General features: G+C 70.6%; 24 protein-coding genes. 4 read left to right on the forward strand and 20 right to left on the reverse strand.

Going from position 1 to position 25,115, the window contains the following annotated elements; translation table 11 throughout:
- Positions 1–6: 6 nt before the first annotated feature.
- The 10 genes from P0L94_07705 to prmC form a co-directional block, all read right to left on the reverse strand.
- Positions 7–900: a F0F1 ATP synthase subunit gamma gene (locus P0L94_07705; protein ID WES65949.1), complete on the reverse strand. Its 894-nt coding sequence runs from the start codon at positions 898–900 to the stop codon at positions 7–9.
- A gap of 20 nt (positions 901–920) precedes the next feature.
- Complete coding sequence (atpA, locus tag P0L94_07710; GenBank protein ID WES65950.1) at positions 921–2,555, reverse strand: F0F1 ATP synthase subunit alpha; 1,635 nt, start codon at positions 2,553–2,555, stop codon at positions 921–923.
- A 60-nt stretch (positions 2,556–2,615) separates the two neighbouring features.
- Entirely contained in the window at positions 2,616–3,407 is a 792-nt protein-coding gene (locus P0L94_07715) for a F0F1 ATP synthase subunit delta (GenBank protein ID WES65951.1), read from the reverse strand.
- Positions 3,407–3,958, reverse strand: coding sequence for a F0F1 ATP synthase subunit B (locus tag P0L94_07720; GenBank protein ID WES65952.1), 552 nt, complete (start codon positions 3,956–3,958; stop codon positions 3,407–3,409). Before P0L94_07720 ends, P0L94_07715 begins: the two co-directional genes overlap by 1 nt.
- A gap of 28 nt (positions 3,959–3,986) precedes the next feature.
- Positions 3,987–4,172: an ATP synthase F0 subunit C gene (gene atpE / locus P0L94_07725; GenBank protein ID WES66302.1), complete on the reverse strand. Its 186-nt coding sequence runs from the start codon at positions 4,170–4,172 to the stop codon at positions 3,987–3,989.
- A 97-nt stretch (positions 4,173–4,269) separates the two neighbouring features.
- Entirely contained in the window at positions 4,270–4,977 is a 708-nt protein-coding gene (atpB, locus tag P0L94_07730; GenBank protein ID WES66303.1) for a F0F1 ATP synthase subunit A, read from the reverse strand.
- A 251-nt stretch (positions 4,978–5,228) separates the two neighbouring features.
- Positions 5,229–5,687 (reverse strand): hypothetical protein, encoded by a 459-nt coding sequence (locus P0L94_07735; GenBank protein ID WES65953.1) that lies wholly within the window; start codon positions 5,685–5,687, stop codon positions 5,229–5,231.
- Positions 5,684–6,856: an MraY family glycosyltransferase gene (locus tag P0L94_07740; protein ID WES65954.1), complete on the reverse strand. Its 1,173-nt coding sequence runs from the start codon at positions 6,854–6,856 to the stop codon at positions 5,684–5,686. The genes P0L94_07735 and P0L94_07740 overlap by 4 nt, the downstream gene beginning before the upstream one ends.
- Complete coding sequence (locus P0L94_07745) at positions 6,853–7,740, reverse strand: L-threonylcarbamoyladenylate synthase (GenBank protein WES65955.1); 888 nt, start codon at positions 7,738–7,740, stop codon at positions 6,853–6,855. The genes P0L94_07740 and P0L94_07745 overlap by 4 nt, the downstream gene beginning before the upstream one ends.
- 12 nt (positions 7,741–7,752) lie before the next feature.
- Positions 7,753–8,664 (reverse strand): peptide chain release factor N(5)-glutamine methyltransferase, encoded by a 912-nt coding sequence (gene prmC / locus P0L94_07750; GenBank protein ID WES65956.1) that lies wholly within the window; start codon positions 8,662–8,664, stop codon positions 7,753–7,755.
- A gap of 128 nt (positions 8,665–8,792) precedes the next feature.
- On the opposite strand from prmC, the gene cysK (P0L94_07755) reads away from it, so the two are divergent.
- From cysK (P0L94_07755) to cysE, 3 genes are read left to right on the forward strand one after another with little or no spacing between them, the layout of a single operon-like run.
- Positions 8,793–9,731: a cysteine synthase A gene (gene cysK, locus P0L94_07755; protein ID WES65957.1), complete on the forward strand. Its 939-nt coding sequence runs from the start codon at positions 8,793–8,795 to the stop codon at positions 9,729–9,731.
- A gap of 55 nt (positions 9,732–9,786) precedes the next feature.
- A complete protein-coding gene (gene cysK, locus P0L94_07760) occupies positions 9,787–10,740 on the forward strand; it encodes a cysteine synthase A (protein WES65958.1) in 954 nt (317 codons plus the stop codon).
- On the forward strand, positions 10,737–11,318 hold the full coding sequence (gene cysE, locus P0L94_07765) for a serine O-acetyltransferase (GenBank protein ID WES65959.1): 582 nt from the start codon (positions 10,737–10,739) through the stop codon (positions 11,316–11,318). Before cysK (P0L94_07760) ends, cysE begins: the two co-directional genes overlap by 4 nt.
- Positions 11,319–11,331: 13 nt before the next feature.
- On the opposite strand, the gene P0L94_07770 is transcribed toward cysE, so the two are convergent.
- The gene (locus P0L94_07770; GenBank protein ID WES65960.1) at positions 11,332–11,739 is read right to left on the reverse strand and encodes a phage holin family protein; all 408 of its coding nucleotides are present in this window, start codon (positions 11,737–11,739) and stop codon (positions 11,332–11,334) included.
- 131 nt (positions 11,740–11,870) lie between these two features.
- On the opposite strand from P0L94_07770, the gene P0L94_07775 reads away from it, so the two are divergent.
- Positions 11,871–13,265 carry a glutamate decarboxylase gene (locus tag P0L94_07775; GenBank protein WES65961.1) on the forward strand — a complete coding sequence of 465 codons (1,395 nt, stop codon included), beginning with the start codon at positions 11,871–11,873 and terminating at the stop codon, positions 13,263–13,265.
- Positions 13,266–13,271: 6 nt separating this feature from the next.
- Here P0L94_07775 and prfA read toward each other — a convergent pair whose 3' ends face one another.
- From prfA to P0L94_07820, 9 genes are all read right to left on the reverse strand, one after another.
- On the reverse strand, positions 13,272–14,345 hold the full coding sequence (prfA, locus tag P0L94_07780; GenBank protein ID WES65962.1) for a peptide chain release factor 1: 1,074 nt from the start codon (positions 14,343–14,345) through the stop codon (positions 13,272–13,274).
- 16 nt (positions 14,346–14,361) lie between these two features.
- The gene (gene rho, locus P0L94_07785) at positions 14,362–16,494 is read right to left on the reverse strand and encodes a transcription termination factor Rho (GenBank protein WES65963.1); all 2,133 of its coding nucleotides are present in this window, start codon (positions 16,492–16,494) and stop codon (positions 14,362–14,364) included.
- Between the two features lie 188 nt (positions 16,495–16,682).
- Entirely contained in the window at positions 16,683–17,630 is a 948-nt protein-coding gene (gene thrB / locus P0L94_07790) for a homoserine kinase (GenBank protein ID WES65964.1), read from the reverse strand.
- Positions 17,627–18,715: a threonine synthase gene (thrC, locus tag P0L94_07795; GenBank protein ID WES65965.1), complete on the reverse strand. Its 1,089-nt coding sequence runs from the start codon at positions 18,713–18,715 to the stop codon at positions 17,627–17,629. Before thrC ends, thrB begins: the two co-directional genes overlap by 4 nt.
- Position 18,716: 1 nt before the next feature.
- Positions 18,717–20,036, reverse strand: a complete 1,320-nt coding sequence (locus P0L94_07800) for a homoserine dehydrogenase (GenBank protein WES65966.1) — start codon at positions 20,034–20,036, stop codon at positions 18,717–18,719.
- Entirely contained in the window at positions 20,033–21,454 is a 1,422-nt protein-coding gene (gene lysA, locus P0L94_07805; GenBank protein WES65967.1) for a diaminopimelate decarboxylase, read from the reverse strand. Before lysA ends, P0L94_07800 begins: the two co-directional genes overlap by 4 nt.
- Before the next feature lie 163 nt (positions 21,455–21,617).
- Entirely contained in the window at positions 21,618–22,493 is an 876-nt protein-coding gene (locus P0L94_07810) for an LmeA family phospholipid-binding protein (GenBank protein ID WES65968.1), read from the reverse strand.
- 3 nt (positions 22,494–22,496) lie between these two features.
- The gene (gene argS / locus P0L94_07815; protein WES65969.1) at positions 22,497–24,164 is read right to left on the reverse strand and encodes an arginine--tRNA ligase; all 1,668 of its coding nucleotides are present in this window, start codon (positions 24,162–24,164) and stop codon (positions 22,497–22,499) included.
- 44 nt (positions 24,165–24,208) lie between these two features.
- Positions 24,209–25,069 (reverse strand): transglutaminase family protein, encoded by an 861-nt coding sequence (locus P0L94_07820; GenBank protein WES65970.1) that lies wholly within the window; start codon positions 25,067–25,069, stop codon positions 24,209–24,211.
- Positions 25,070–25,115 lie beyond the last annotated feature (46 nt).

A 25,115-nucleotide genomic window follows, 5' to 3' on the forward strand; every position in this document is an offset into this window, starting at 1 on the left:
TGTGGTCTACTTGCCCGACGCCAGCGCGTCGGCACCGCCGACGATCTCGGCGATCTGCTGCGTGATCTCGGCCTGACGCGCGTTGTTGCGCAGGCGGGTGTAGTCGGTGATGAGCTTGTCGGCGTTGTCGCTGGCGGACTTCATCGCCTTCTGCGTCGCGGCGTGCTTGGCCGCCGAGGACTGCAGGAGGGCGTTGAACACCCGGCTCTGGATGTACACCGGCAGGATGGCGTCCAGCACCGTCTCGGGGTCCGGCTCGAACTCGTAGAGCGGGTACACCTGACCGGTGCCCTCCTCGGCCTCCACGACCTCGAGCGGCAGCAGACGGACGCGCTCGGGGAGCTGGGTCATCATGCTGACGAAGCGGTTGTAGACGAGGGTGATCTCGTCCACGCCGCCGTCGGCGCCGCCGCGGTCGTACGCGTCGAGCAGCGCCGCGGCGATCTCCTCGGCCGTGTGGAAGTGCGGCGTGTCGGTGTCACCCGTCCACTCGGCCGCGCTCGCCATCTTGCGGAACTGGAAGTACCCCACGGCCTTGCGACCCACGAGGTAGTACACCGGCTCCTTGCCCTGCTGACGCAGCAGCTCGCCCAGCTCGAGACCCTCTCGGAGGATCTGCGAGTTGAACGCGCCCGCCAGGCCACGGTCCGACGTGAAGATCACGACGGCGGAGCGGCTGATGGTCTCGCGTTCGGTGGTCAGCGGGTGATCGACATTGGAGTGCGTCGCCACGGCGGAGACGGCGCGCGTCACGGCTCGCGCGAAGGGTGCCGACGCGCGAACGCGCGCCATCGCCTTCTGAATGCGCGAAGCCGCGATGAGCTCCATCGCCTTCGTGATCTTCTTGGTCGTCTGAGCAGAGGAGATCTTCTGCTTGTAGACCCGGAGTTGTGCGCCCATGATCCCTGTCCGCGCGCGCCTTAGCGGCGGCCCTTGACGATCTGCTCCTGCGTCCCCTCGGCGCCGGCGGCCGCGACCTCTTCGTGGCCGGGCTTGGCGATGGCCTGACCCTTGCCGGAGCGGAACTCGAGGATGAACTCGTCGGTCACCTTGTCGAGCTCGGCGACGGTGTCGTCGTCGAGGACGTTGGTCGAGCGCAGCGTGTCGAGGATCGACGTGTTGCGACGCAGGTAGTCCAGCAGCTCGCGCTCGAAGGCCAGCACGTCCTCCACCTCGATGGAGTCGAGCTTGCCGTTGGTGCCGGCCCAGATCGCCACGACCTGCTCCTCGACCGGGTACGGCGAGTACTGCGGCTGCTTGAGCAGCTCGGTCAGACGCGCACCGCGGGCGAGCTGACGACGCGAGGCGGCATCGAGGTCGGAGGCGAACATCGCGAACGCCTCGAGCGAGCGGTACTGCGCGAGCTCGAGCTTGAGCGTTCCCGAGACCTTCTTGATCGACTTCACCTGGGCGTCGCCGCCGACGCGCGACACCGAGATGCCGACGTCGACCGCAGGACGCTGGTTGGCGTTGAAGAGGTCGGACTGCAGGAAGATCTGACCGTCGGTGATCGAGATGACGTTGGTCGGGATGTACGCCGAGACGTCGTTGGCCTTCGTCTCGATGATCGGCAGACCCGTCATCGATCCCGCGCCCAGCTCGTCGGACAGCTTCGCGCAGCGCTCGAGCAGACGCGAGTGCAGGTAGAACACGTCGCCGGGGTACGCCTCGCGGCCCGGCGGGCGGCGCAGCAGCAGCGACACGGCGCGGTAGGCCTCGGCCTGCTTCGACAGGTCGTCGAAGATGATGAGGACGTGCTTGCCGCCGTACATCCAGTGCTGGCCGATGGCCGAGCCGGTGTAGGGGGCGAGGTACTTGAAGCCCGCCGGGTCCGAGGCGGGAGCGGCCACGATGGTGGTGTACTCCATGGCGCCGGCCTCTTCGAGCGCGCCCTTGACCGACGCGATCGTCGAGCCCTTCTGGCCGATCGCGACGTAGATGCAGCGCACCTGCTTGGTCGGGTCGCCCGAGGCCCAGTTGTCCTTCTGGTTGATGATCGTGTCGATCGCGATCGCGGTCTTGCCGGTCTGGCGGTCGCCGATGATCAGCTGACGCTGACCGCGGCCGACGGGGATCATCGCGTCGATCGCCTTGATGCCGGTCTGCATCGGCTCGTGGACGCTCTTGCGCTGCATGACGCCGGGCGCCTGCAGCTCGAGGGCGCGACGACCCTCGGTCGCGATCTCGCCGAGACCGTCGATCGCGTTGCCGAGCGGGTCGACCACACGGCCCAGGTAGCCGTCGCCGACGGGGACCGAGAGGACCTCGCCGGTGCGCGTGACGGACTGTCCGGCCTCGACGCCGGAGAAGTCGCCCAGGACGACCACGCCGATCTCGTGCTCGTCGAGGTTCAGCGCGAGGCCCTCGGTGCCGTCCTCGAAGCGCACGAGCTCGTTCGCCATGACGCCGGGCAGTCCCTCGACGTGTGCGATGCCGTCCGCCGCGTCGATGACCGTGCCGGTCTCGGTGGCCGCCGCGCCGGTGGGCTCGTAGGCGGCGACGAAGTCCTTCAGCGCGTCACGGATGACGTCGGGGCTGATAGAGAGTTCTGCCATTGTCTTCCTTCGTTCGGTGGGGCCTCGGCCCCGAAGTCTCCGCCTGCGGCGGGAAGTCTGTTAGCCCGCCAGCCGCTGGCGCAGGTCCGCCAGTCGAGCCGACACGCTCGCGTCGATGACGTCGTCCGCGACCTGCACGCGCAGGCCGCCCACGACGGTGGGGTCGATCACGGTGTTCAGCGACACGCCGGTGCCGTAGCGCTTGGCGAGCGCACCGGCCAGGCGGTCGGTCTGCGCTGCGCTGAGAGGCGCGGCGGCGTAGACGGTGGCCACCGTGCGGCCCCGCTGGTCCGACACGATGTTCATCGCACGGCTCAGCAGCTGCCGCACCCGCCGCTCGCGGGGGTGCTGCACGACGGATGCCGCGATGAGCGTCGCCGCCGCGCTCGCGCGCCCGGCCAGCAGCGACTCGACGAGCGTGCCCTTCGCGGACGCCTCGCCCAGCCGGCTGCCGAGCGCCAGCTCGAGCTCGGGGTTCTGGGCGACGGTGCGCGAGAACCCGAAGAGATCTCCCTCGACGTCGGCGTTCGGCTCGGCCTTTGCGGCCGCGCGCACCGCGAGCTCCTCGATCGCGTCGACGAGGTCGGCCGTCGACGACCAGCGCTGCTCGACCGCGGTGGTCAGCAGGGCGAGGGTCGTCGACGACACCGCTGCGGCGAACACGTCCGACACGACCCGGCGACGGGCCTCGACGGAAGCCGCGGAGTCGGCGAGCGCGCCGCTCAGGTGCGACGAGGAGTCGACAGCCCGAGCCGCGGCGAACAGCTCGCTCGCGACCGCGAGGTCCACGCCGGACGCCGTGGTCAGCGCCGACGTGGTCTTCGCGAGCGCCTGAGTGGTCGCGCTGCCCATTACTTCGCCGCCTCGGTGGCCTCGAGCTCCGCGAGGAACCGGTCGACGACGGCCTGGGCCTTCTTGTCGTCCGACAGGGTCTCGCCGATGACGCCGCCGGCGAGGTCGAGGGCGAGCGTGCCCACCTCGCTGCGCAGCGACACGAACGCCGACTGGCGCTCGGCCTCGATCTGCGAGTGCGCGGCGGAGGTCAGGCGGGCGGCCTCGGCCGAGGCGTTCTCCTTGGCTTCGGCGACGATCTTCTTGCCGTCCTCGCGGGCGGCGTCGCGGATCTCACCGGCCTCCTTGCGGGCCTCGGCCAGCTGCGACGTGTACTCCTCGAGCGCGGCCTCGGCCTTGCGCTGAGCCTCGTCGGCTTTGGCGATGTTGCCCTCGATGGCCGCCGAGCGCTCGTCGAGCAGCTTCTTCATCCGGGGAAGGGCGACCTTCCAGAAGATGAAGAGGATGACGACGAAGCAGACCGCCGACCAGATGATGTCGTACCACGCGGGGATGAGGGGGTTGTGGGTCTCCCCCTCTTCCGCGGCGTACGCGACAAGAGCGTTCAGCATCCTGTCTCCTTTGGACTGGTGTCAGCGATCAGACGAAGATGAAGCCGGCAGCGATGCCGATGAAGGCGAGCGCCTCGGTGAAGGCGATACCGATCCACATGAGCACCTGCAGGCGGCCTGCGAGCTCGGGCTGGCGGGCGACGCCCTCGATGGTCTTGCCGACGACGATGCCCACGCCGATGGCGGGGCCGATGGCGGCGAGGCCGTAGCCCATCGTCGCGACGTTGCCGGTGACGGCGGCCAGAACCGTAGTTGCGTCCACGGGTGTTTCCTTTCGGTTGGTTGTTGGGCGCGGCAGCGAGCCGACCCGCTCAGTGCTCCTCGGCGACCGCGAGCTGGATGTAGACCGCGGTGAGAAGAGCGAAGACGTAGGCCTGGAGGACGGCCACCAGGATCTCGAACAGGGTGAAGACGAAGCCGAACGCGAGGCTGCCGGCGGCCAGCGCCGACCACCAGCCGCCGAGGTCCAGGAGGAAGAACTGCGTCGCGGCGAAGAAGAGGACCAGCAGCAGGTGGCCGACCATCATGTTCATCAGCAGTCGCAGCGTCAGGGTGACGGGGCGGATGATGAAGGTCGAGATGAGCTCGATCGGCGTGACGATGATGTAGATCGGCCACGGCACGCCCGAGGGGAAGAGCGAGTTCTTGAAGAAGTTCTTCGGGCTCTTCTTGATGCCGGCGTAGATGAAGGTCACGTACGAGATGATCGCGAGGACCAGCGGGACGGCGATGACCGCGGTGCCGGCGATGTTCAGGAACGGGATGATTCCCGTGATGTTCATGAACAGGATCATGAAGAACATCGTCGTGAGGATCGGCAGGAAGCGGTCGCCGTCCTTCTTGCCGAGCAGATCGTGGGCGATGTTGACGCGCACGAAGTCCAGGCCCATCTCGACGACGCTCTGGAAGCGCCCGGGGACGACCTTCATACGGCGCGTGCCGAGCCAGAAGATCAGCACGACCGCGATCGTCGCGAGGAACTGGATCAGGTTGATTCGAGTGATCGACAGGGCTTCGATGCCGAAGAGCTGGATGATCGGGGCCGGAAAGAACTCCTCGATCGATGGCCCGTGGAAGACGGGACCTTCTTCAGCGGCAAAGGGGGCGATCAGGGTCGCAGCTTGAGTGAACAGCGCTGACTCCAGCTTCGGGGCATCGGTGCGGGACCGTTGCGACGATGGTCGGTGAGTCGCGCTCCGCAGGCGCTCGCGAGGCGAGCGGGCGGGCGCCGGATAAGCCTATCAAATCTGAGAGCCACCCGAGTGCGCGCCTAGTCCTCGCTGATTTCGGTGGGCAGTTCCACGTCGCTGGCGTGCGGGACGCGCATCCGCAGCATCACCACGACGTCGATCGCGAGGGAGGCCAGGACGCTCGCCACGAGGGCGAAGAAGAAGACGGTGGGCTCGACCCACTCCTGGTCGCGCAGCACGACGAGAGCGACCAGGAAGACGATGAACTTCAGCAGCCAGCCGCCCAGCACGATGCCGAAGAACAGCGGCACGTACAGGTCGTCGCCGTACCAGCGGTTGGCCACCAGGATGCTGGCGCCGGTGATCCCGAGGAAGAGGGCGGCGACGAGGACGCCGACGAGCGCGCTCCACAGCCCCGGCATGCCGGCGACGGCATACCCGATGATCGCGCCGGCGACGGCCAGCAGCGCGGTGACGCCGGCGGACCACAGCAGCGTCGTGCGCAGGATGGGCGTGCTCGAGACGGGTGGGCGGCTCATCGGGTCTCCTGGGTGGCTGGCTCGGGGGTGGACGGTTCCCGGCGGCGCCGGGTGGGGGGCAGCAGCGTGACGACGAGGCAGGCCGCGATTCCGACGACGCCGAAGGCGACGCCGGGAAGGTACTCGCCCGGCCAGTCCTGCCCGGTGCCGATGTACATCAGCAGCACCGAGAGGCCGACCACGGCGGTCCACGCGTAGAAGATCAGCACGGCGTCGCGGTCGCTGTGACCGAGGTCGAGCATGCGGTGGTGCAGGTGCTTGCGGTCGGGGGCGAACGGCGACTTGCCCGCGCGCATGCGCCGGATGACGGCCAGGCCGAAGTCCAGCAGCGGCAGGAAGACGATGACGATGGGCAGCAGGATCGGGATGAACGCACCGAGCAGCTGCGAGCGGCCGAAGGCGTCGTTGTCGCCGATGATCGCGGGGTCCAGCTGGCCGGTGATCGCGATGGCCGAGCAGGCCATCAGCAGCCCGAGCATGAGCGCGCCGCCGTCGCCCATGAACAGCTTCGCCGGACTCCAGTTCAGCGGGAGGAACCCGATGCACGCCCCGATCAGGACGGCGGCGATGAAACTCGCCAGCGTGAAGTAGGTGCTCGCGCCGGTGTCGCGCACCAGCAGGTACGAGTAGGCGAAGAAGATCGCGTTCGCGATCAGCGCCACTCCCCCGACGAGCCCGTCGAGCCCGTCGATGAAGTTGACCGCGTTCATGACGATGACGATCGAGAAGACCGTCAGCAGGAAGCTGACCCAGCCCGACCACACCGTCATGCCGCCGATCGGCAGCGCATAGATCTGCAGCTCCCCGAACCACGCGATGATCCCCGCGGCCACGAACTGGGCGCCGAGCTTGATCATCCAGTCGAGGTCGAGCAGGTCATCGGCGACGCCGACGACGACGATCAGCGACGTCGCGGCCAGAAGCGCGATCGGCTGCTGCGGATTGGTCCAGATGATCGAGAAGAACGGATGCGCCGCGGAGACCGCGAAGGCCGCCACGACGCCCAGATACATCGCGATGCCGCCGAGCCGCGGCGTCGGGGTCTTGTGGACGTCGCGCTCGCGGATGCCCGGGTAGAGCTTGTACTTCAGGCTGATCCGCCAGATCGCCCACGCCAGGACGAGGGTGATCGTCGCGGTGAAGAGCGCGATGAAGACGTACTGCTTCACGCGCCGGCGCTGGGCGACGGCGACTGCGCAGAGGCGTCGTCCGTCGCCGAGCCCTCCTCGGTCGGCGTCGTGGCCCGGTCGCCCGCATCTGCGGGCGCGGCGTCGGGGGCGTCCTCGGTCGTCGCATCGGCGCCGGCCCCGTCGCCCTCATGGGAGTGCTCGTCCGCCTCGGCGTCGGCGTCGCCCTCCGTCGCCGCGGGCTCGTCCGCGTCGGCGCCCTCCTCGGGCTCGAGCAGGTCGCCCAGCACGCGGCCGAGCGCCTCGCGGTCGATCGCGCCCTCGCGCAGGACGCGGACGGTCCCCGAGCCTCCCGGCATGAGCCCGGTGGCGTCGATGATCGTCGACGAGATCCCCGTCTCGGTGGGGCCCGCCTCGAGGTAGATCGAGACGAACTCGCCCAGCATCACCTCGGCTTCGGCCGCCGTGACGCCGGGGGACTTGCCGGTGAGGTTGGCGCTCGAGACCGCGAGCGGGCCCGTCTCCTCGAGCAGTTCGAGGGCGATGTGGTGGGCGGGCATGCGCACCGCGACGGTGCCGCGGGTCTCGCCCAGGTCCCACGACAGCGACGGCATCGCGGGCAGGACGATCGTGAGACCGCCGGGCCAGAACTCCTCCACCAGGCGCTCGACGGGCTCCGGCACCTCGGCCACCAGCGCGCGCAGCGTGGTGACGCCGGCGACGAGCACGGGCGGGGGCGACTGACGGCCGCGCCCCTTCGCGTCCAGCAGTCGCTGGACGGCGGTCGGCGAGAAGGCGTCGGCGGCGAGGCCGTAGACGGTGTCGGTGGGCACGACGACCAGCTCGCCGCGGGCGATGGCCTGGCGCGCCTGGCGCATGCCCGCGAGGAGATTGGCCTCGTCACGGGTGTCGAAGAGGGGGCACATGTCGCCGACAGTCTAGTCGCGGGCGGGCGCGGGTGCCGACGGGCCGGGCGGCCGGATCGCCGTCGTGACGCGGTCGCGCGTCGTCAGATCGGCATGGGTGGCGGCGGCCAGCCAGCCGTCCGCGGTCAGCAGCTCGCGGATGGGGCCGCCCTGCCACTCGCCGTGCTCGATCGCCAGGGTTCCGCCGGGGTGCGCCAGACGCATGCCGACGCCGCTGAGCACGCGCACGACGTCGAGTCCGTCCTCGCCCCCGTACAGGGCGGCCGGCGGATCGAAGAACCGCACCTCCGGATCGCGCGGGATCGCGGCGTCGGGCACGTACGGCGGGTTCGAGGCGACGACCGAGACGGTTCCGTCGAGTTCGCCGAACGCCGTGGCGAGGTCGACGAACGCGACGCGGGCGTTCTCGCCGCCGTACCGCGCGAAGTTCTCGCGCGCCCAGATGAAGGCGTCCACGGAGTTCTCGGCGGCGACGACGCGCGCGTGCGGCACCTCGGTGGCCATGGCGAGCGCCACGGCGCCGCTGCCGGTTCCGAGATCGACGGCGATGGGCGAGGCGGATGCCGCGGCGCGGAGCGCGTCGATGGCCACCTGCGCCAGCAGCTCCGTCTCGGGGCGCGGGACGAAGACGCCCGGCCCCACCCGGAGCTCCAGATGGCGGAACGGGGCCGTGCCCGTGATGTGCTGCAGCGGCTCGCGCGTGGCGCGGCGCTCGACGAGCTCCTCGAGCGCGCCTGCCTGATCGGACGTGACGGCGTCGCCGCGGATCGATGCGGCCTGGACGCCGCCGCGGCCGCTGCCGAGCACGTGGGCGGCGAGGAGCTCGGCGTCGACGGCGGCGTCGGCGATTCCGGCGCGCGACAGCCGCTCGACGGCACTGCGGAGCAGCGCGCCGAGCGCGAGGGAGGGGTCGGGTGATGCCATGGGCGCCTTCCACCATAAGCGCTCCCGCGAGCGACACCGTTGCCTCACAGCGTCACAAAGGCCCGTCGGAATAGACCCGCGCCTAGGCTGGTTGGCCGTCAGCAGAACCGCTCCGGAAAGGCCCCGACATGACCGGTATCCACTCCGACATCACCTCCGCGTTCGGCAACACGCCGCTCGTCCGACTCAACCGCATCGCCGAAGGCGTCGAGGGGAACATCCTCGCCAAGCTCGAGTTCTACAACCCCGCCTCCAGCGTCAAGGACCGTCTCGGCATCGCCATCGTCGACGCCGCCGAGGCATCCGGCGCCCTCCAGCCGGGCGGGACGATCGTCGAGGCGACCAGCGGCAACACCGGCATCGCCCTGGCGATGGTCGGCGCCGCGCGCGGCTACAAGGTGATCCTCGCCATGCCCTCGTCGATGTCGATCGAGCGGCGTCTGCTGCTGAAGGCATACGGTGCCGAGCTCGTGCTGACCGATCCCGCGGGCGGAATGAAGGGCGCCGTCGCCAAGGCGGAGGAGATCGTCGCCGAGACCCCCGGCGCGGTCCTGGCCCGTCAGTTCGAGAACGAGGCGAACCCGGCGATCCACCGCAAGACCACGGCCGAGGAGATCCTGCGCGACACCGACGGCAAGGTCGACTACTTCGTCGCCGGCATCGGCACCGGCGGCACCATCACCGGCGTCGGCCAGGTCCTCAAGGAGCGCGTTCCCGATGCCAAGGTCGTCGCCGTCGAGCCCGCCGACTCCCCGCTGCTGACCAAGGGCACGCCAGGTCCCCACAAGATCCAGGGCATCGGCCCGAACTTCATCCCCGCGATCCTCGACCAGGGCGTCATCGACGAGGTCATCGACGTCGAGTTCGCCGACTCCATCGCGACGGCCCGCGAGGTCGCCACGAAGGACGGCATCCTGGTCGGCATCTCGTCGGGAGCCGCCATCTGGGCGGCTCTCCAGGTCGCGGCGCGCCCCGAGGCCGCCGGCAAGAACATCGTCGTGATCATCCCCTCGTTCGGCGAGCGGTACCTCTCGACGCCGCTGTTCGAAGACCTGCGCGACAACTGACACACCCGGCGGCGGGGTCGCTCCCCCGCCGCCGGCTCCGATCGAAAGGCCGACGTTGCCCGGAATCCACGCCGACATCACCTCCGCGTTCGGGGGCACGCCGCTCGTGCGCCTGAACGCGCTGACGCGCGATCTGGATGCGGAGGTGGTGGCCAAGCTCGAATTCTTCAACCCGGGCTCGAGCGTGAAGGACCGCCTCGGCGTCGCGCTCGTCGACGCCGCGGAGGAGGCGGGCGACCTGAAGCCCGGCGGCACGATCGTGGAATCCACCAGCGGCAACACGGGCATCGCCCTGGCGCTCGTCGGCGCCGCCCGCGGCTACCGCGTCATCCTGACGATGCCCGCGTCGATGTCGAAGGAGCGCCGCACGCTGCTGAAGGCCTACGGCGCCGAGCTGGTCCTGACGGACCCGTACAAGGGCATGACCGAGGCGGTCGCCACCGCCGAGCGCATCGCCGCGGAGACCGAGGGCGCCATCCTCGCCCGACAGTTCGAGCACGCCGCCAACGCGGCCATGCACCGCCGGACCACGGCCGAGGAGATCTGGGCCGACACCGACGGCGACATCGACTGGTTCGTCGCCGGATCCGGCACCGGCGGCACCGTCACCGGCGTCGGCCAGGTGCTCAAGGAGCGCAAGCCCGATGCGAAGGTCGTGCTGGTCGAGCCGAAGGACTCGCCGTTGCTGACCGAGGGGCGCGCCGGCGGCCACCGCATCCAGGGCATCGGCCCGAACTTCGTCCCCGACGTCCTGGACCGCTCGGTCCTCGACGAGGTGATCGACGTCGAGTTCGACGACGCGATCCGCATCGCGCGCGCGCTGGCGACCGATGAGGGGATCCTCGCGGGCATGTCGGCCGGCGCCGCGGTGTGGGCCGCCCTCGAGATCGCGGGGCGCCCCGAGGCCGCCGGAAAGCGTATCGTCGTAGTGATCCCCGACGCGGGTGAGCGCTATCTCAGCACCGCGCTTTACGCCCACCTGCGCGACACAGAGGAGAAGAGCGCATGAGCACCAGCCTGCATCCCATCGAGAGGCTCCGCGAGGACCTGGCGACGGCGAAGCTGTGCGACCCCGCCGCGCGCTCGTCGCTCGAGATCGCCCTGCTCTACCCGGGCCTGCACGCGATCTGGGCGCACCGCCTGTGGCACGCGCTGTGGGTGCGCGGCTTCCGCTTCCCCGCGCGGGCCGGCTCGCAGGTCACGCGATGGCTCACCGGCATCGAGATCCATCCCGGGGCCACCGTCGGCCGTCGCTTCTTCATCGACCACGGCATGGGCGTCGTCGTCGGAGAGACCGCCGAGATCGGCGACGACGTCATGCTCTACCACGGCGTGACCCTCGGCGGCCGCACCCGCAACGGCGGCAAGCGTCACCCCACCATCGGCGACGGCGTCGCCGTCGGCGCGGGCGCCAAGGTGCTCGGCCCCATCACGATCGGCGCCGGGTCCGCCGTCGGGGCCAACGCGGTCGTGACGCGTGACGCCCCGGCCGACAGCATCCTGGTGGGCATCCCCGCCAAGGCACGCGCGCGCAACGACAACCTCGACAAGCGCAAGCTGCTGACCACCCCCGAATACATGATCTGAGCGGGGACGCCGGTCACTTCTTGTCGTCGCGGCGCTCCTCGACCTTGTTCTTGACGAAGATCATGGGCAGCAGCATCGTCGCCAGCGCCGTGACGAGCCACACGATGACCGGCCCGAGGATCCACGAGAGCAGGTCGGTGATGCTCAGGCCGCCGATCGGCAGCAGCACGACCACCAGCAGGGCGATCAGTGTCGAGACGATGCCGACGCCGCCGAGCAGCGCGGGTGCGTTGCGCTTGGCGAAGCGCGCGGTCCAGGGCGACAGGACGCTCTGCAGGATGGCGAAGATCACGACGACGAGGACGAAGCCCCACCAGTCGGACCAGTCGATCGTGAAGCCGTCGAGCAGCAGGTCCGCCACGATGAGTCCGATGGCCGCCGAGGCCAGGAACACGAGTGTGCGGATGAGGAACATGATCATGCCGCCAGGCTAGACCCGCGGATGCCGCGCGGCCATCGTGCCGGCGCGACACGCGGGTCGCGTGTGGCCTCTCCCGGATTTCATGCAGGCCGCATGACGCGGGGCGACACGATCAGGCGCAGGGTCGGGCCATGGCCCTCCACTCCCTCGACGCCCTCGAACTCGAACGACTCGCCATCGCCCCCGTCTACGCGCGGCCGGGCATGCGCCACGGCATCCCCAAGGACGCTCTGCCCGCCGACGGCATGGATCCGCGCGTGGCGTACCGGCTGCTCCATGACGAGCTGATGCTGGACGGCAATGCGCGCCAGAATCTCGCGACGTTCGTGACGACGTTCATGGAGGACGAGGCGACGGCGCTCGCGATGGAGTCCCTCGACAAGAACATGATCGACAAGGACGAGTATCCGCAGACGGCGGCCATCGAGGGACGCTGCGTCAGCATCGTCTCGAAGCTGTGGCACGCGCCCGACGCGGAGAGCCCGACGGGCACGTCGACGACGGGCTCGAGCGAGGCCGTCATGCTCGCCGGCCTCGCGCTCAAGTGGCGCTGGCGGCAGCGACGCGAGGCGGCCGGGCTGCCCGTCGAGCGGCCCAACCTCGTGATGGGCATCAACGTCCAGGTGGTGTGGGAGAAGTTCTGCCGCTACTGGGACGTCGAGCCCCGCTACGCACCCATCGAGGAGGGGCGGCTCCAGCTCAACGCCGAGGAGGCGCTGAAGCTGTGCGACGAGAACACGATCGGCGTCGTGGCCATCCTCGGCTCGACGTTCGACGGATCCTACGAGCCGGTGCTGGACATCGCGAACGCCCTCGACGAGCTGCACGCCTCGGGAGGCCCCGACATCCCCCTGCACGTCGACGCGGCATCCGGCGGCTTCGTCGCGCCCTTCATCGATCCCGACCTCGAGTGGGATTTCCGTGTGCCGCGCGTGCGATCGATCAACGCATCGGGCCACAAGTACGGGCTCGTGTACCCGGGTGTCGGCTGGGTGGTGTGGCGCACGGCCGCGGATCTTCCGGAGGACCTCGTCTTCCACGTCAACTACCTCGGCGGCGACATGCCGACGTTCGCGCTGAACTTCTCGCGGCCGGGGTACCAGGTCATCGCGCAGTACTACAACTTCATCCGGCTCGGGTTCGAGGGCTACCGCGAGATCCAGCAGGCGTGCCGCGACGCGGCCATGTACACGGCGGCGGAGATCGCGAAGATGGGGCCGTACGAACTGCTCTCCGACGGCTCGCAGCTGCCGGTGTTCCTCTTCCGCATCCGCGCCGGGGAATCGCGGTTCACCGTGTACGACGTCTCGGCCAAGCTGCGCGAGCGCGGCTGGCAGGTCCCCGCGTACTCGCTGCCGGCCGACCTGACGGACGTGTCGGGACTGCGCGTGGTGATCCGCAACGGCTTCGGACGCGACCTCGCCGACCTGTTCCTGGCCGACCTTCGACACGCGACCGACTTCTTCGAGAGCCTGTCGACCCCGCTGCCCGACGACCCCGATCACACGGAGTCGTTCCGGCACTGAGGCCTCTCAGGCGCCGATCGCCGCGAGGCGCTCCTCCTCGTCGGCGGTGACGCACGACTGGATGATCGGCTCGAGCGCGCCGTCCATGACCTGATCGAGGTTGTACGCCTTGTAGCCGGTGCGATGGTCGGCGATGCGGTTCTCGGGGAAGTTGTACGTGCGGATGCGCTCGGAGCGGTCCATGCCGCGGATCTGCGACTTGCGGGCGTCGGCCGCCTGCGCATCGAGCTCCTCCTGCTGCTTGGCCAGCAGGCGCGCACGCAGCACGCGCATGCCGGCCTCGCGGTTCTGCAGCTGCGACTTCTCGTTCTGCATCGACACCACGATCCCGCTCGGCACGTGGGTGATGCGCACCGCCGAGTCCGTCGTGTTCACCGACTGGCCGCCAGGCCCCGACGAGCGGAAGACGTCGATCTTCAGGTCGTTCGGGTCGATGTGGATCTCTTCCGGCTCGTCCACCTCGGGGAAGACGAGGACGCCGGTCGTGGAGGTGTGGATGCGTCCCTGCGACTCGGTCGCCGGCACGCGCTGGACGCGGTGGACGCCGCCCTCGTACTTCAGGTGGGCCCACACGCCCTGCGACGGATCGTTCGAGGACCCCTTGATGGCGACCTGGACGTCCTTGTAGCCGCCGAGGTCCGACTCGTTGCGCTCGAGCAGCTCGGTCTTCCACCCCTTCGAGGCGGCGTACTGCAGATACATGCGCAGCAGGTCGGCCGCGAACAGCGCCGATTCGGCGCCGCCCTCGCCCTGCTTGATCTCCATGATCACGTCGCGCGCGTCGTCGGGATCGCGCGGGATCAGCAGGCGCCGCAGGCGCTCCTGGCTGTGCGCCAGGCGCTCCTGGAGGCCGGGCACCTCTTCGGCGAACGCCTCGTCCTCACGGGCGAGCTCGCGAGCGGCTTCGAGGTCGTCGGATGCCGCGAGCCAGTCCTCGTGGGCCTTCACGATCCGCGACAGCTCGGCGTAGCGCCGGTTGACGCGCTTGGCAAGCGCGGCATCCGCGTGCACCGCGGGGTCGGACAGCTGCTGCTCGACGGCGTGGTGCTCGTCGATCAGGCCCTTGACGGACTCGAACACGTGGCGCTGCCGCCGGTCAGCGGATGCTGTTGTCGTGCGAGTGGCTGTGCCCGCCGCCGTGGCCGTCGCGCGCGGGAGCCGGGATCGACTTCTGCATCTGCACGAGGAACTCGACGTTCGACTGCGTCTCCTTGAGCTTGCCCAGCACCACCTCGAGCGCCTGCTGCGGGTCGAGCCCGGCGAGGGCGCGACGCAGCTTCCACGTGATCTTGACCTCGTCGCCCGACAGCAGCATCTCCTCGCGACGCGTGCTCGAGGCGTTCACGTCGACGGCCGGGAAGATCCGCTTGTCCGCCAGCTGGCGCGACAGTCGCAGCTCGCTGTTGCCGGTGCCCTTGAACTCCTCGAAGATGACGTCGTCCATCTTGGAGCCGGTCTCCACGAGCGCCGTGGCCAGGATCGTGAGCGATCCGCCGTTCTCGATGTTGCGCGCAGCGCCGAAGAAGCGCTTGGGCGGATACAGCGCCGAGGCGTCGACGCCGCCGGACAGCACGCGACCGGACGTCGGCGCCGAGACGTTGTACGCACGTCCGAGGCGCGTGATCGAGTCCAGCAGCACGACGACGTCGCGGCCGAGCTCCACGAGGCGCTTGGCACGCTCGATGGCGAGCTCGGCGACGGTGGTGTGGTCCTCGGCGGGGCGGTCGAAGGTCGAGGCGATGACCTCGCCCTTGACCGTGCGCTGCATGTCGGTGACCTCTTCGGGACGCTCGTCGACCAGCACGACCATGAGGTGGACCTCGGGGTTGTTGTGCGAGATGGCGTTCGCGATCTGCTGCAGCACGATCGTCTTGCCGGCCTTCGGCGGCGCGACGATGAGGCCGCGCTGGCCCTTGCCGATCGGGGCGACGAGGTCGATGATGCGCTGCGTGAGCTTCTCGGGTGCCGTCTCGAGGCGCAGGCGCTCCTGCGGGTACAGCGGCGTGAGCTTGCCGAACTCCACACGCGTGGCCGCGTCGTCGACCGACAGGCCGTTGATCGCGTCGACCTTCACGAGGGCGTTGTACTTCTGACGGCTCGACTGCTCGCCCTCGCGGGGCTGCTTGATCGCGCCGACGACGGCGTCGCCCTTGCGCAGGTTGTACTTCTTGACCTGACCGAGCGACACGTAGACGTCGCTCTGGCCGGGGAGGTAGCCGGTCGTGCGAACGAACGCGTAGTTGTCGAGCACGTCGAGGATGCCGGCGATCGGGATCAGGACGTCGTCCTCGCCGATCTCGGTCTCGAACTCGTCGGCGCTGCCCTGGCCGCGGCGCTTGTTGCGGCTGCGGCCCCGGCCGCCGCCGGTCTCCTCGTCATCGCCGGACTGGCTGCCGCCGTTCTGCGATCCCTGCGAGGGTCCGCTCTGCGACGAGCCGCCGCCCTGGCCGTTCTGGTTCTGGTTCTGGTTGCGGTTGCGGTTCCGGCTGCGGCTGCGGCTGCGGCTGCGGCCCGACGAGGCCTGCTCGCCGTCACCGGCGCCGCCGTCGCCCTCCGCGGAAGGCTCCGCGGCCTTGCCCGAGTCCTCGGACGCCTCGGCGCCCTCGTCCTTCGTGGCGGTCCCGCCCTTGCCGGATCCGTCGGCCGTGTCCGGGGCCTCGGCGCCCTCGGCCGGCTTCTCGGCCTTCGGGGACTTCTGCGACTTCTGGGACCTCTGGGACTTCTGGGACTTCTGCGGCTTGTCGCCCACCTCCGCCTCGGCGGTCTCGGCGGCCGGGGCGCCCTCGGAGGGCTTCTCGGTCTCGGCATCGGCCGCGGGCGTCTCGGCCGTCACGTCCGAGCTCTTGGCGCGCCGCGGCGCGCGCTTGCGCGGGGCCCGCGCGGGCTTCTCCTCGGCTGCCGGCTGCTCGTCGGCGGCCTGGGCGTCGGGGGACGCGGATGCGTCGGCCGGCGCCTGCTCGGCAGGAGCCTCGGGGCCCTGCTCGGCAGCAGCCTGCTCGGCGGGGGTCTCGGGCGCCTGCTCGGCGGGTGCCTCGTCGGCAGGAGCCTCGGCCGGCTCTTCGGCGGGCGCCTGCTCGACGGCGGCCTCGGGCTCGGGCTCGGCGGCGGCGGGGGCCTGCTCGACGGGGGCCTCGGCGGCCTGCTCGGCGGCGGCGTCCTGCGGCTGCTCGGGCGCGTCCGCGCGCTCGTCGCCCTGGGCGTCGGTGTGGATCTCGGAGATGGACTCCACGAGTTCTCCCTTGTGAAAAACGATCGGATATGCAGAACCGCACGACGCTGCAGGCAGTCGCCGACCGGCCTTCTGCCGGTTCAGGAGCTGTTCGGCGGCTCGAAGACCGCCCGGATGCTCGAAATCCCACAGCAGAAAGAGGCTGTGCGGTGGTTTCGCAGATTTGCGACGGAGGCCAGATTCACGGGTTACGTGGAACCCTCCGCGTACTCCCTCACTGTACCACCCTTGACATCGACGGCGAGCATGAGCGCCTCCCACGCGCCCTCGACCGTCTTCTGGGCGAGGGCCGCCGCCTGGAGCCGGCGCCCCGGGCCGTCGGCGAGCACGAGGACGCTCGGCCCCGCGCCCGACACGACGGCGGCGAAGCCCGCGGCGCGCAGCGTCCGCACGAGCTTGTCGGTCTCGGGCATGGCCTGCGCGCGGTAGCTCTGGTGGAGCTTGTCCTCGGTCGCCGCCAGCAGCAGCTCGGGGCTCTGCGTCAGCGCCGCGATCAGCAGCGCCGACCGGGACACGTTGAACACCGCGTCCTCGCGCGGCACCTGCAGCGGCTGCAGGCTGCGGGCGACGCTCGTCGACATCGTCGACTCGGGCACGAACACCAGCGGCGACACACCGCGGTGGACGATCAGCTGCTTGTGCTGCGGCCCGTCGTCGTCCATCCACGCGATCGTGAGACCGCCGAACAGCGCGGGGGCTACGTTGTCCGGGTGGCCTTCGAGCTCGGTGGCCAGGCGCAGGAGCGTCTCGGGGCCGAGTTCGACATCGCCTTCCAGGAGCCCCTTGGCCGCGAGCAGCCCCGAGACCACGGCGGCGCCCGACGAGCCCATGCCGCGCCCGTGCGGGATGACGTTGTGGGCCTGCAGCCGCAGACCCGGCATCCGCCGCCCCACCGACTCGAACGCGTACGCGATCGATCGCACGACCAGGTTCGACGCGTCACGGGGAACGTCCCCCATGCCCTCGCCGACGACGTCGATCTCGAGCTCGCCCGCGGGCAGAGCCGTGACCGTCAGCTCGTCGTAGACGCTCAGCGCGAGCCCGAGCGTGTCGAACCCCGGGCCGAGGTTCGCGCTCGTCGCCGGCACGCGCACCACGACGGTGCGGCCGGCTGCGGGCACAGGGGCTGTGGTCACGCCGAGGCCTCCACGGGTGCCAGGTCGAGCACCGCGGCGACGTCGGACGTGCTGGCGTCGACCACGGTGGGCTCGACCTGCGAGCCGTCGGCGTTGCGAAGCGCCCACTGCGGGTCCTTCAGGCCGTGGCCGGTGACGGTGAGCACGACACGGGCGCCTGCCGGGACGACCCCCGCCTCGGCGCGGTCGAGCAGACCGGCGACGCTGATGGCCGAGGCCGGCTCCACGAAGATGCCGACGCTTCCGGCCAGGAGCTTCTGCGCCGCGAGGATGCGCTCGTCGTCGATGGCCCCGAAGTAGCCGTCCGTCGCCGCGCGCGCCTCGAGCGCGAGCTCCCACGAGGCCGGATTGCCGATGCGGATGGCACTGGCGACGGTCTCGGGGTTCTTCACCACTTCACCGCGCACCAGCGGCGCCGAGCCCTCGGCCTGGAAGCCGAACATGCGCGGCACGCGGGTGGAGACGCCGCGCTCGGCCTCCTCGCGGTATCCGCGCGAGTAGGCGGTGTAGTTGCCGGCGTTGCCGACCGGGATGAAGTGGAAATCGGGAGCGTCGCCGAGCACCTCGACGATCTCGTACGCGGCGGTCTTCTGGCCCTCGATGCGGTCGGGGTTGACCGAGTTCACCAGGTGCACCGGGTAGTTGTCGGCGAGCTCGCGCGCGATCTCGAGGCAGTCGTCGAAGTTGCCGCGGATCTGGATGAGCCGGCCGTTGTGGGCGACGGCTTGGCTGAGCTTGCCCATCGCGATCTTGCCCTCGGGCACGAGCACCGCCGCGGTGATGCCGGCGTGCGCGGCATAGGCTGCGGCCGACGCCGACGTGTTGCCGGTCGAGGCGCAGATGACGGCCTCGGCGCCGTGCTCCACGGCGCGCGAGAGCGCGACGGTCATGCCGCGGTCCTTGAACGACCCGGTCGGGTTCATGCCCTCGAACTTCACCCAGACATCCGCGCCGGTCATGCGCGACAGCGCGGGCGCGGGCAGCAGCGGCGTGCCGCCCTCGCCCAGGGTGACGACCGTCGAGGCGTCGGTGACGCCCAGCCGGTCGGCGTACTCGCGGAGGACTCCGCGCCAGACGTGTGCCATTTCAGTCTCCTTCCACGCGCAGGACCGACACGACGCGCTCGACGACGCCGCTCGCGGCGAGCTTGTCGACGGTGTCGCTGAGGTCCTGCTCCTGGGCCTTGTGGGTGCCGATGACGAGCCGAGCGGTCTCGGCGTCCTCTCCGGCGACGGTCTGCTCGACGGTCGCGATCGAGACGCGGCCGTCGCTGAGGACGCCGGCCACCGCGGCGAGCACGCCGGGCTGGTCGACGACCTCGAGCGTGATCTGGTATCGCGTGGTCACCTGGCCGATGTCGACCACCGGCAGGTTCGCGCGGGTGGACTCCCCGACGCCGACGCCGCCGGCGATGTGACGACGGGCAGCCGACACGACGTCGCCGAGGACGGCCGACGCGGTCTGCACTCCCCCGGCGCCCGCGCCGTAGAACATGAGGTTGCCGGCGGCCTCGGCCTGCACGAACACGGCGTTGTTGGCGCCGTGGACGCTCGCCAGCGGGTGCTCGCGGTCGACCAGAGCCGGATAGACGCGCACCGAGATGGACTCGCCGGGCGTTCCTTCGGCATCCGCCGTCGCCATGCGCTCGCACACCGCCAGCAGCTTGATGACGTACCCGGCGTTGCGGGCGGCGTCCATCATGCCCTTGTCGATCGCGGTGATGCCCTCGCGGTGGACGGCGTCCAGCGGCACCGACGTGTGGAAGGCGAGGCTCGCGAGGATCGCGGCCTTCTGCGCGGCGTCGAAGCCCTCGACGTCGGCGGTGGGGTCGGCCTCGGCATAGCCGAGCGCCTGCGCATCGGCGAGGACGTCGGCGAACTCCGCGCCCTCCTTGTCCATGCGGTCGAGGATGTAGTTCGTCGTGCCGTTCACGATGCCCATGATCCGCTGCACGCGGTCACCGGCGAGCGAGTCGCGCAGCGGGCGGATGATCGGGATCGCGCCGGCGGCGGCGGCTTCGTAGTAGACCTGTGCGCCCACCTGGTCGGCGGCTTCGAAGATCTCGGGGCCGTGGGTGGCCAGCAGCGCCTTGTTGGCGGTGACGACGTCGGCGCCCGAGTTGATCGCCTGCAGCAGGTACGTGCGCGCGGGCTCGATGCCGCCCATCAGCTCGATGACGATGTCGGCGCCGACGATGAGCGTCTCGGCGTCGGTGGTCAGCAGCTCGCGCGGCAGCTCGACGTCGCGGGGGGCGTCGAGGTCGCGCACCGCGATCCCCACGACCTCCAGCGTCGCGCCGGCACGGTCGGCGAGCTCGTCGCCGTGCTTGCGCAGCAGCGATGCGACCTGCGAGCCGACGGCTCCGGCTCCCAGCAGGGCGACCCTCAATCGGCGGTAGTCGGTCATGCGTTCCCTTCCGTCGGGTCGGATTCCCACCCCGCGTCGCGCGCGAGCAGGTCGTCGATCGTCTCGCCGTGCACGATGACACGCGACGTTCCCGCGCACACGGCGACGACCGGCGGGCGCGGGATGAAGTTGTAGTTGCTCGCGAGCGAGAAGCAGTAAGCACCGGTGGCGGGCACGGCGAGCACGTCGCCGGGCGCGACGTCGCCGGGCAGGTACTCGGCGTCCACGACGATGTCGCCCGACTCGCAGTGCTTGCCGACGACGCGCACCAGCGCCGCATCCGCGCCGGACCGGCGCGAGGCGATGCGGGCGGAGTAGTCCGCACCGTACAGGGCCGGGCGGGCGTTGTCGCTCATGCCGCCGTCCACGCTCACGTACAGTCGCGTCGCGTCGGCGGTCAGGCGCACCGGCTTGGTCGTGCCGACCTCGTACAGCGTCACGCCGGCGGTGCCCACGATGGCGCGCCCGGGCTCGAACGCGAGGTTCGGCATCCGGATCCCCCGCGCCTCGCACTCCTGCGCGACGGCGCCGACGATGCCGACCGCGAGCTCCTCGATCGGGGTGGGGTCGTCGGCGGAGGTGTAGGCGATGCCGAAGCCGCCGCCGAGGTTCAGCACGGGGATCTCGCCACCTGCGAGCAGCTGGGCGTGGAGTTCGAGCACGCGCGCGGCGGACTCGCGGAATCCGGCGGTGCCGAAGATCTGCGAGCCGATGTGGCAGTGCAGACCCACGAAGGTCAGCCCCGGCACCTCGCGGATGCGGGCGACGGCCGCCGGCGCGTCCTCGAGGGCGAAGCCGAACTTCTGGTCCTCGTGCGCCGTGGCCAGGAAGTCGTGGGTCTCGGCGTGGACGCCGCTGTTGACGCGCACGAGCACCGGCTGGGTCGCTCCCGTGCGCTCGACGATCGCGGCGAGACGCTCGATCTCGATGGGCGAGTCCACGACGATCGACCCGACGCCCGCGGCCACGGCGCGCTCGAGTTCGGCGAGGCTCTTGTTGTTGCCGTGGAAGCCCAGCCGCGCGGGATCGGCCCCTGCGGCGAGCGCGACGGCCATCTCGCCGCCGCTGGCGACGTCGACGGCGAGGCCCTCCTCGGTCACCCAGCGCACCACCTCGGTGCTCAGGAACGCCTTGCCGGCGTAGTAGACGCGCGCCTGCACGCCGTGGAGGGCGGCAGCCGCGCGGAAGGCGTCGAGGGCGCGCCGTGCGCGCGAGCGGACCTCGGCCTCGTCGAGCACGTACAGCGGCGTGCCGTAGCGCTCGCGCAGCGCGACCGCGCTCACGCCGCCGAGCACGATCGCGCCGGCGTCGTCGCGCACGGCGTCGGCAGGCCAGACGCCCGCGGCGAGGCCGTTCGGGTCGTCCGGACGGGTCAGCCATGCCGGGGCCGGGGTGTCGGAGTGCGGTGCGGCGGACACGGGTGAAGCCAATCGGTGAAGGTCGGTGTCGCCATCGGGTTGTCGCCGGACGGCGGGTGCCACGGCCGGATGACTCACGCGCCGAGCAGTGCTTGAAGTCTATGACACGCCGGGGGTGGTGCCCGTGCCGTGTGTCATGCGATGTCTCGGCGCGCGCCGCGGTTCAGCCGCACGTGCCGTTCTCGAGCAGCGCGGGGTCGGACACGATGCCGCCGTCGATGTCGAATCCGGCCACGAACTGGACGCCCACGACGGCGGCGGCCGTCAGCTCGACGCCCGCCGGAAGGTACTGCGCCACGCACACCGGCCAGTCGCGGGCGACGGTGTCGACGACGCCGCCGAGCTGGTCCCGCAGCTGGTCGGCCGAGACCTCGATGCCGCCCACCTCGATCGACGCCGGCGTCAGCACGAGCTCGCCGTCCGCGGCCGAGGGCGTCAGCGCGACGCCGATCGGGAGCGTCGTGAAGCCGAAGACGGACAGCTCGATCGACATCGTCACGTCGGGCGCGTCGAGCTCGAGCTGCTCGGCGGGAAATCCATCGACGGTCGACAGCAGCGAGCGGAGCTGCTGCTCGTCCATGCGGATCTCGGCCGAGCCCGCCGCCATGTCGCCGCCGCGCACCGGAACGCCCTGCGCCACCACCGAGACGTCGCCGGTGAAGGCGTCGAACGAGACGTCCTGGGACGAGATGGAGATCTCGGCGAACGTGCCGAGGATCAGCTGCGGCAGCACGGGTCCGGTGATCTGGACGTCGATCGGCTGGTCGGCGGGCAGGTCGAGCTCGGTGATGACGCGATCGCGGACGCCGCCCTGGACGATGCCGCGGGCGATCGGCTCGGCGATGATCGCCGCCGCGACGACGACCAGCGCCGCGGCTCCGATGACGAACCACGGCCACACGCGGCGCCGGCGCCGGGGCTTCGCCGTGCTCTGCGGCGTCGCGAGCACCCACTGCGCCGACGCGTCCGGCAGAGGCGCGGTCTGGTTCGCGCCCCGTTCGCCGAGCGGAACCGTGGGGTTGTCGTCTTCGCCCGCCACCGGCTACATCCGCTCCGGAGCGCTCACGCCGAGCAGGTCCAGGCCGTTGCGCAGCACCTGGCCGGTGGCGTCGTTCAGCCACAGGCGCGTGCGGTGCAGCGCCGTGACGGGGTCGTCGCCGAGCGGGATGACGCGGCAGTTGTCGTACCACTTGTGGTAGAGCCCGGCGAGCTCCTCGAGGTAGCGGGCGACCCGGTGGGGCTCGCGCACCTCGGCCGCGAAGGCGACCGTGCGCGGGAACTCCTGCAGCGCGCCCAGCAGCGCCGACTCGGTCTCGTGGTCGAGCAGCTCGGGGGCGAACTCCGACCGGTCGACGCCGGACTCGGCGGCGTTGCGGCCGACGTTGTGCGTGCGGGCGTGGGCGTACTGGACGTAGAAGACGGGGTTGTCGTTGGTGCGCCGCCTGAGGATCTCGGGGTCCAGGGTCAGCGGCGAGTCCGCCGGGTAGCGCGCCAGCGAGTAGCGCAGCGCGTCGGTGCCGAGCCAGTCGCGCAGGTCGTCGAGCTCGATGATGTTGCCGGCGCGCTTGGACAGGCGCGCGCCGTTGACGGACACGAGCTGGCCGATGAGCACCTCGATGTCGGTGTCGGGGTCGTCGCCCGCAGCCCCCGCGAGGGCCTTCAGCCGGTGCACGTAGCCGTGGTGGTCGGCGCCGAGCAGGTAGATCTTGTGCGCGAAGCCCCGGTCGCCCTTGTTGAGGTAGTAGGCGGCATCCGCGGCGAAGTAGGTGTACTCGCCGTTGGAGCGGCGGATGACGCGGTCCTTGTCGTCGCCGAAGTCGGTGGTGCGCACCCACACGGCATCATCGGCGTCGAACACGTGCCCCTGCTCGCGCAGGCGGTCGACGGCCTCGTCGACGAGACTCGGCTCGCCGGCCGAGCCCTTCGCATGCAGGACCCGCTCGCTGAAGAACACGTCGAAGTGGACGTTGAACTTCTCCAGCGACACCTGCAGGTCGCCGAGCTGGAACTCGTAGGCGCGGTCGCGGGCGATGACCAGCTGCTCGTCGTCGGGGAGCGACGGCAGGTCGGGCACGGCCGCCAGCACGCGCTGGGCGAGCACGTCGATGTACGAGCCGGGGTAGCCGTCCTCGGGGATCGGCTCGCCCTTGGCGCGCGCGAGCACCGAGCGCCCGAACCGGTCCATCTGGGCGCCGGCGTCGTTGACGTAGAACTCGCGCACCAGCGTCGCACCGCTGGCCAGCAGCAGGCGCGCCATCGAGTCGCCGAGGGCGGCCCACCGCGTGTGGCCGATGTGCATGGGCCCGGTGGGGTTGGCGCTGACGAATTCGAGGTTGATGGTGTTGCCGCGCTGGCTGTCGTTGGTGCCGAACGCGGCGCCGGCGTCGACGATCGTCTTCGCGAGGGCGCCGGCGGCTGCGGCGTCGAGGCGGATGTTGATGAAGCCGGGGCCGGCGACCTCGACGCTCGCGATCCCGTCGACGGCGGTGAGCCCCGCCGCGATGTCGGCGGCGAACTCGCGCGGGTTCGCGCCGACCTTCTTGGCCAGCTTCAGCGCGGCGTTGGACGCCCAGTCGCCGTGGTCGCGGTTCTTCGGGCGCTCCAGCGGCAGGTCGGCCGCCGTCAGCCCCTCGGCCGCACCGGGGCGTCGCGCCTCGGCGAGCGGGGCGATGACGTCGAGCAGGGCGGCGGAGAGCGCATCAGGATTCATAACCCGTCGATTCTAGTTGCCGGGCGCCGGCTCGCCGCTGCGTGTCAGGCGATCTGGACCAGCTCGGTGTAGTCGTCGCCGGCCGGGTCGGATGCCGCGTCTCGCTCGACCGCGGCCAGCGGGTCCTCGTCGGCCTCGAAGTCCTCGGCCTCGGGCATGACCCAGGCGTCCACGAGCATGCGCTGCAGGCTCACCGCCCCGCCGTGATAGCTGAGGAAGGCGCAGTCGGCGGCGTCGCGTCCGGTCGCGATGCGCACCAGCGAGTGCCGGTTCGCCAGCCGCGTGGCGTCGATGACGTACCAGGCGCCGTCGTGGTAGGCCTCCGCGACGGCGTGGAAGTCCATCGGCTGCAGTCCCGGCGCGTAGCACGCCGCGTACCGCGCGGGCATGTCCATGGCGCGCAGCAGCGCGATGACCACGTGGGCGTAGTCGCGGCAGACGCCCTGACCGGTCATGAGCGTCGTCACGGCGCTGTCGGTGCCGTGGCTGAGTCCGGGGGTGTACGTGGTGCTCGTGGCGACGAAGTCCGACACCGCGCCGATGAGCTCGTGACCCTGCATGCCTTTGAACTGGCGACGCGCCTGCTGGAAGACCTCGTCGGACTGGCAGTAGCGGCTCGGACGCAGGTACGAGATCGCCTCGAGGTCGCTCGTGCGCGCGTGCGGGGTGCGCCCGTCGACGGTCGCCTCGTAGCGCACTTCGAGGCGTCCGGGCTCGGCCTGGAGACGGTGCAGGCGGCTGCCGGACTGGTCGATGATCTCGGTCGGCGTGTACACGCGATCGCCCTGGGTGAACGTCAGCTGCTCGTCGAGGAGGGGCACCTGAGTGGCCGCCGCGACCTGGCAGATGAGGTCGACGGAGGCCACGACGTCGAGGTCGAGTTCGGCGGTCACGACACGTTGCATCCGGCCATCCTCGCACGCGTTTCGCCCCGGCGACCCCGGTCGCCTA

This window comes from Microbacter sp. GSS18 (genome assembly GCA_029319145.1).
Classification (GTDB): Bacteria; Actinomycetota; Actinomycetes; order Actinomycetales; family Microbacteriaceae; genus Microbacterium.

Bases quoted from the DNA above. Each gene is read 5' to 3' on its own strand.
- P0L94_07705 (WES65949.1), bottom strand. From the start codon at position 900: ATGGGCGCACAACTCCGGGTCTACAAGCAGAAGATCTCCTCTGCTCAG.
- atpA (WES65950.1), bottom strand. From the start codon at position 2,555: ATGGCAGAACTCTCTATCAGCCCCGACGTCATCCGTGACGCGCTGAAG.
- P0L94_07715 (WES65951.1), bottom strand. From the start codon at position 3,407: ATGGGCAGCGCGACCACTCAGGCGCTCGCGAAGACCACGTCGGCGCTG.
- P0L94_07720 (WES65952.1), bottom strand. From the start codon at position 3,958: ATGCTGAACGCTCTTGTCGCGTACGCCGCGGAAGAGGGGGAGACCCAC.
- atpE (WES66302.1), bottom strand. From the start codon at position 4,172: ATGGGCTACGGCCTCGCCGCCATCGGCCCCGCCATCGGCGTGGGCATC.
- P0L94_07735 (WES65953.1), bottom strand. From the start codon at position 5,687: ATGAGCCGCCCACCCGTCTCGAGCACGCCCATCCTGCGCACGACGCTG.
- P0L94_07745 (WES65955.1), bottom strand. From the start codon at position 7,740: ATGTGCCCCCTCTTCGACACCCGTGACGAGGCCAATCTCCTCGCGGGC.
- prmC (WES65956.1), bottom strand. From the start codon at position 8,664: ATGGCATCACCCGACCCCTCCCTCGCGCTCGGCGCGCTGCTCCGCAGT.
- cysK (WES65957.1), top strand. From the start codon at position 8,793: ATGACCGGTATCCACTCCGACATCACCTCCGCGTTCGGCAACACGCCG.
- cysE (WES65959.1), top strand. From the start codon at position 10,737: ATGAGCACCAGCCTGCATCCCATCGAGAGGCTCCGCGAGGACCTGGCG.
- P0L94_07770 (WES65960.1), bottom strand. From the start codon at position 11,739: ATGATCATGTTCCTCATCCGCACACTCGTGTTCCTGGCCTCGGCGGCC.
- P0L94_07775 (WES65961.1), top strand. From the start codon at position 11,871: ATGGCCCTCCACTCCCTCGACGCCCTCGAACTCGAACGACTCGCCATC.
- thrC (WES65965.1), bottom strand. From the start codon at position 18,715: ATGGCACACGTCTGGCGCGGAGTCCTCCGCGAGTACGCCGACCGGCTG.
- P0L94_07800 (WES65966.1), bottom strand. From the start codon at position 20,036: ATGACCGACTACCGCCGATTGAGGGTCGCCCTGCTGGGAGCCGGAGCC.
- argS (WES65969.1), bottom strand. From the start codon at position 24,164: ATGAATCCTGATGCGCTCTCCGCCGCCCTGCTCGACGTCATCGCCCCG.
- P0L94_07820 (WES65970.1), bottom strand. From the start codon at position 25,069: ATGCAACGTGTCGTGACCGCCGAACTCGACCTCGACGTCGTGGCCTCC.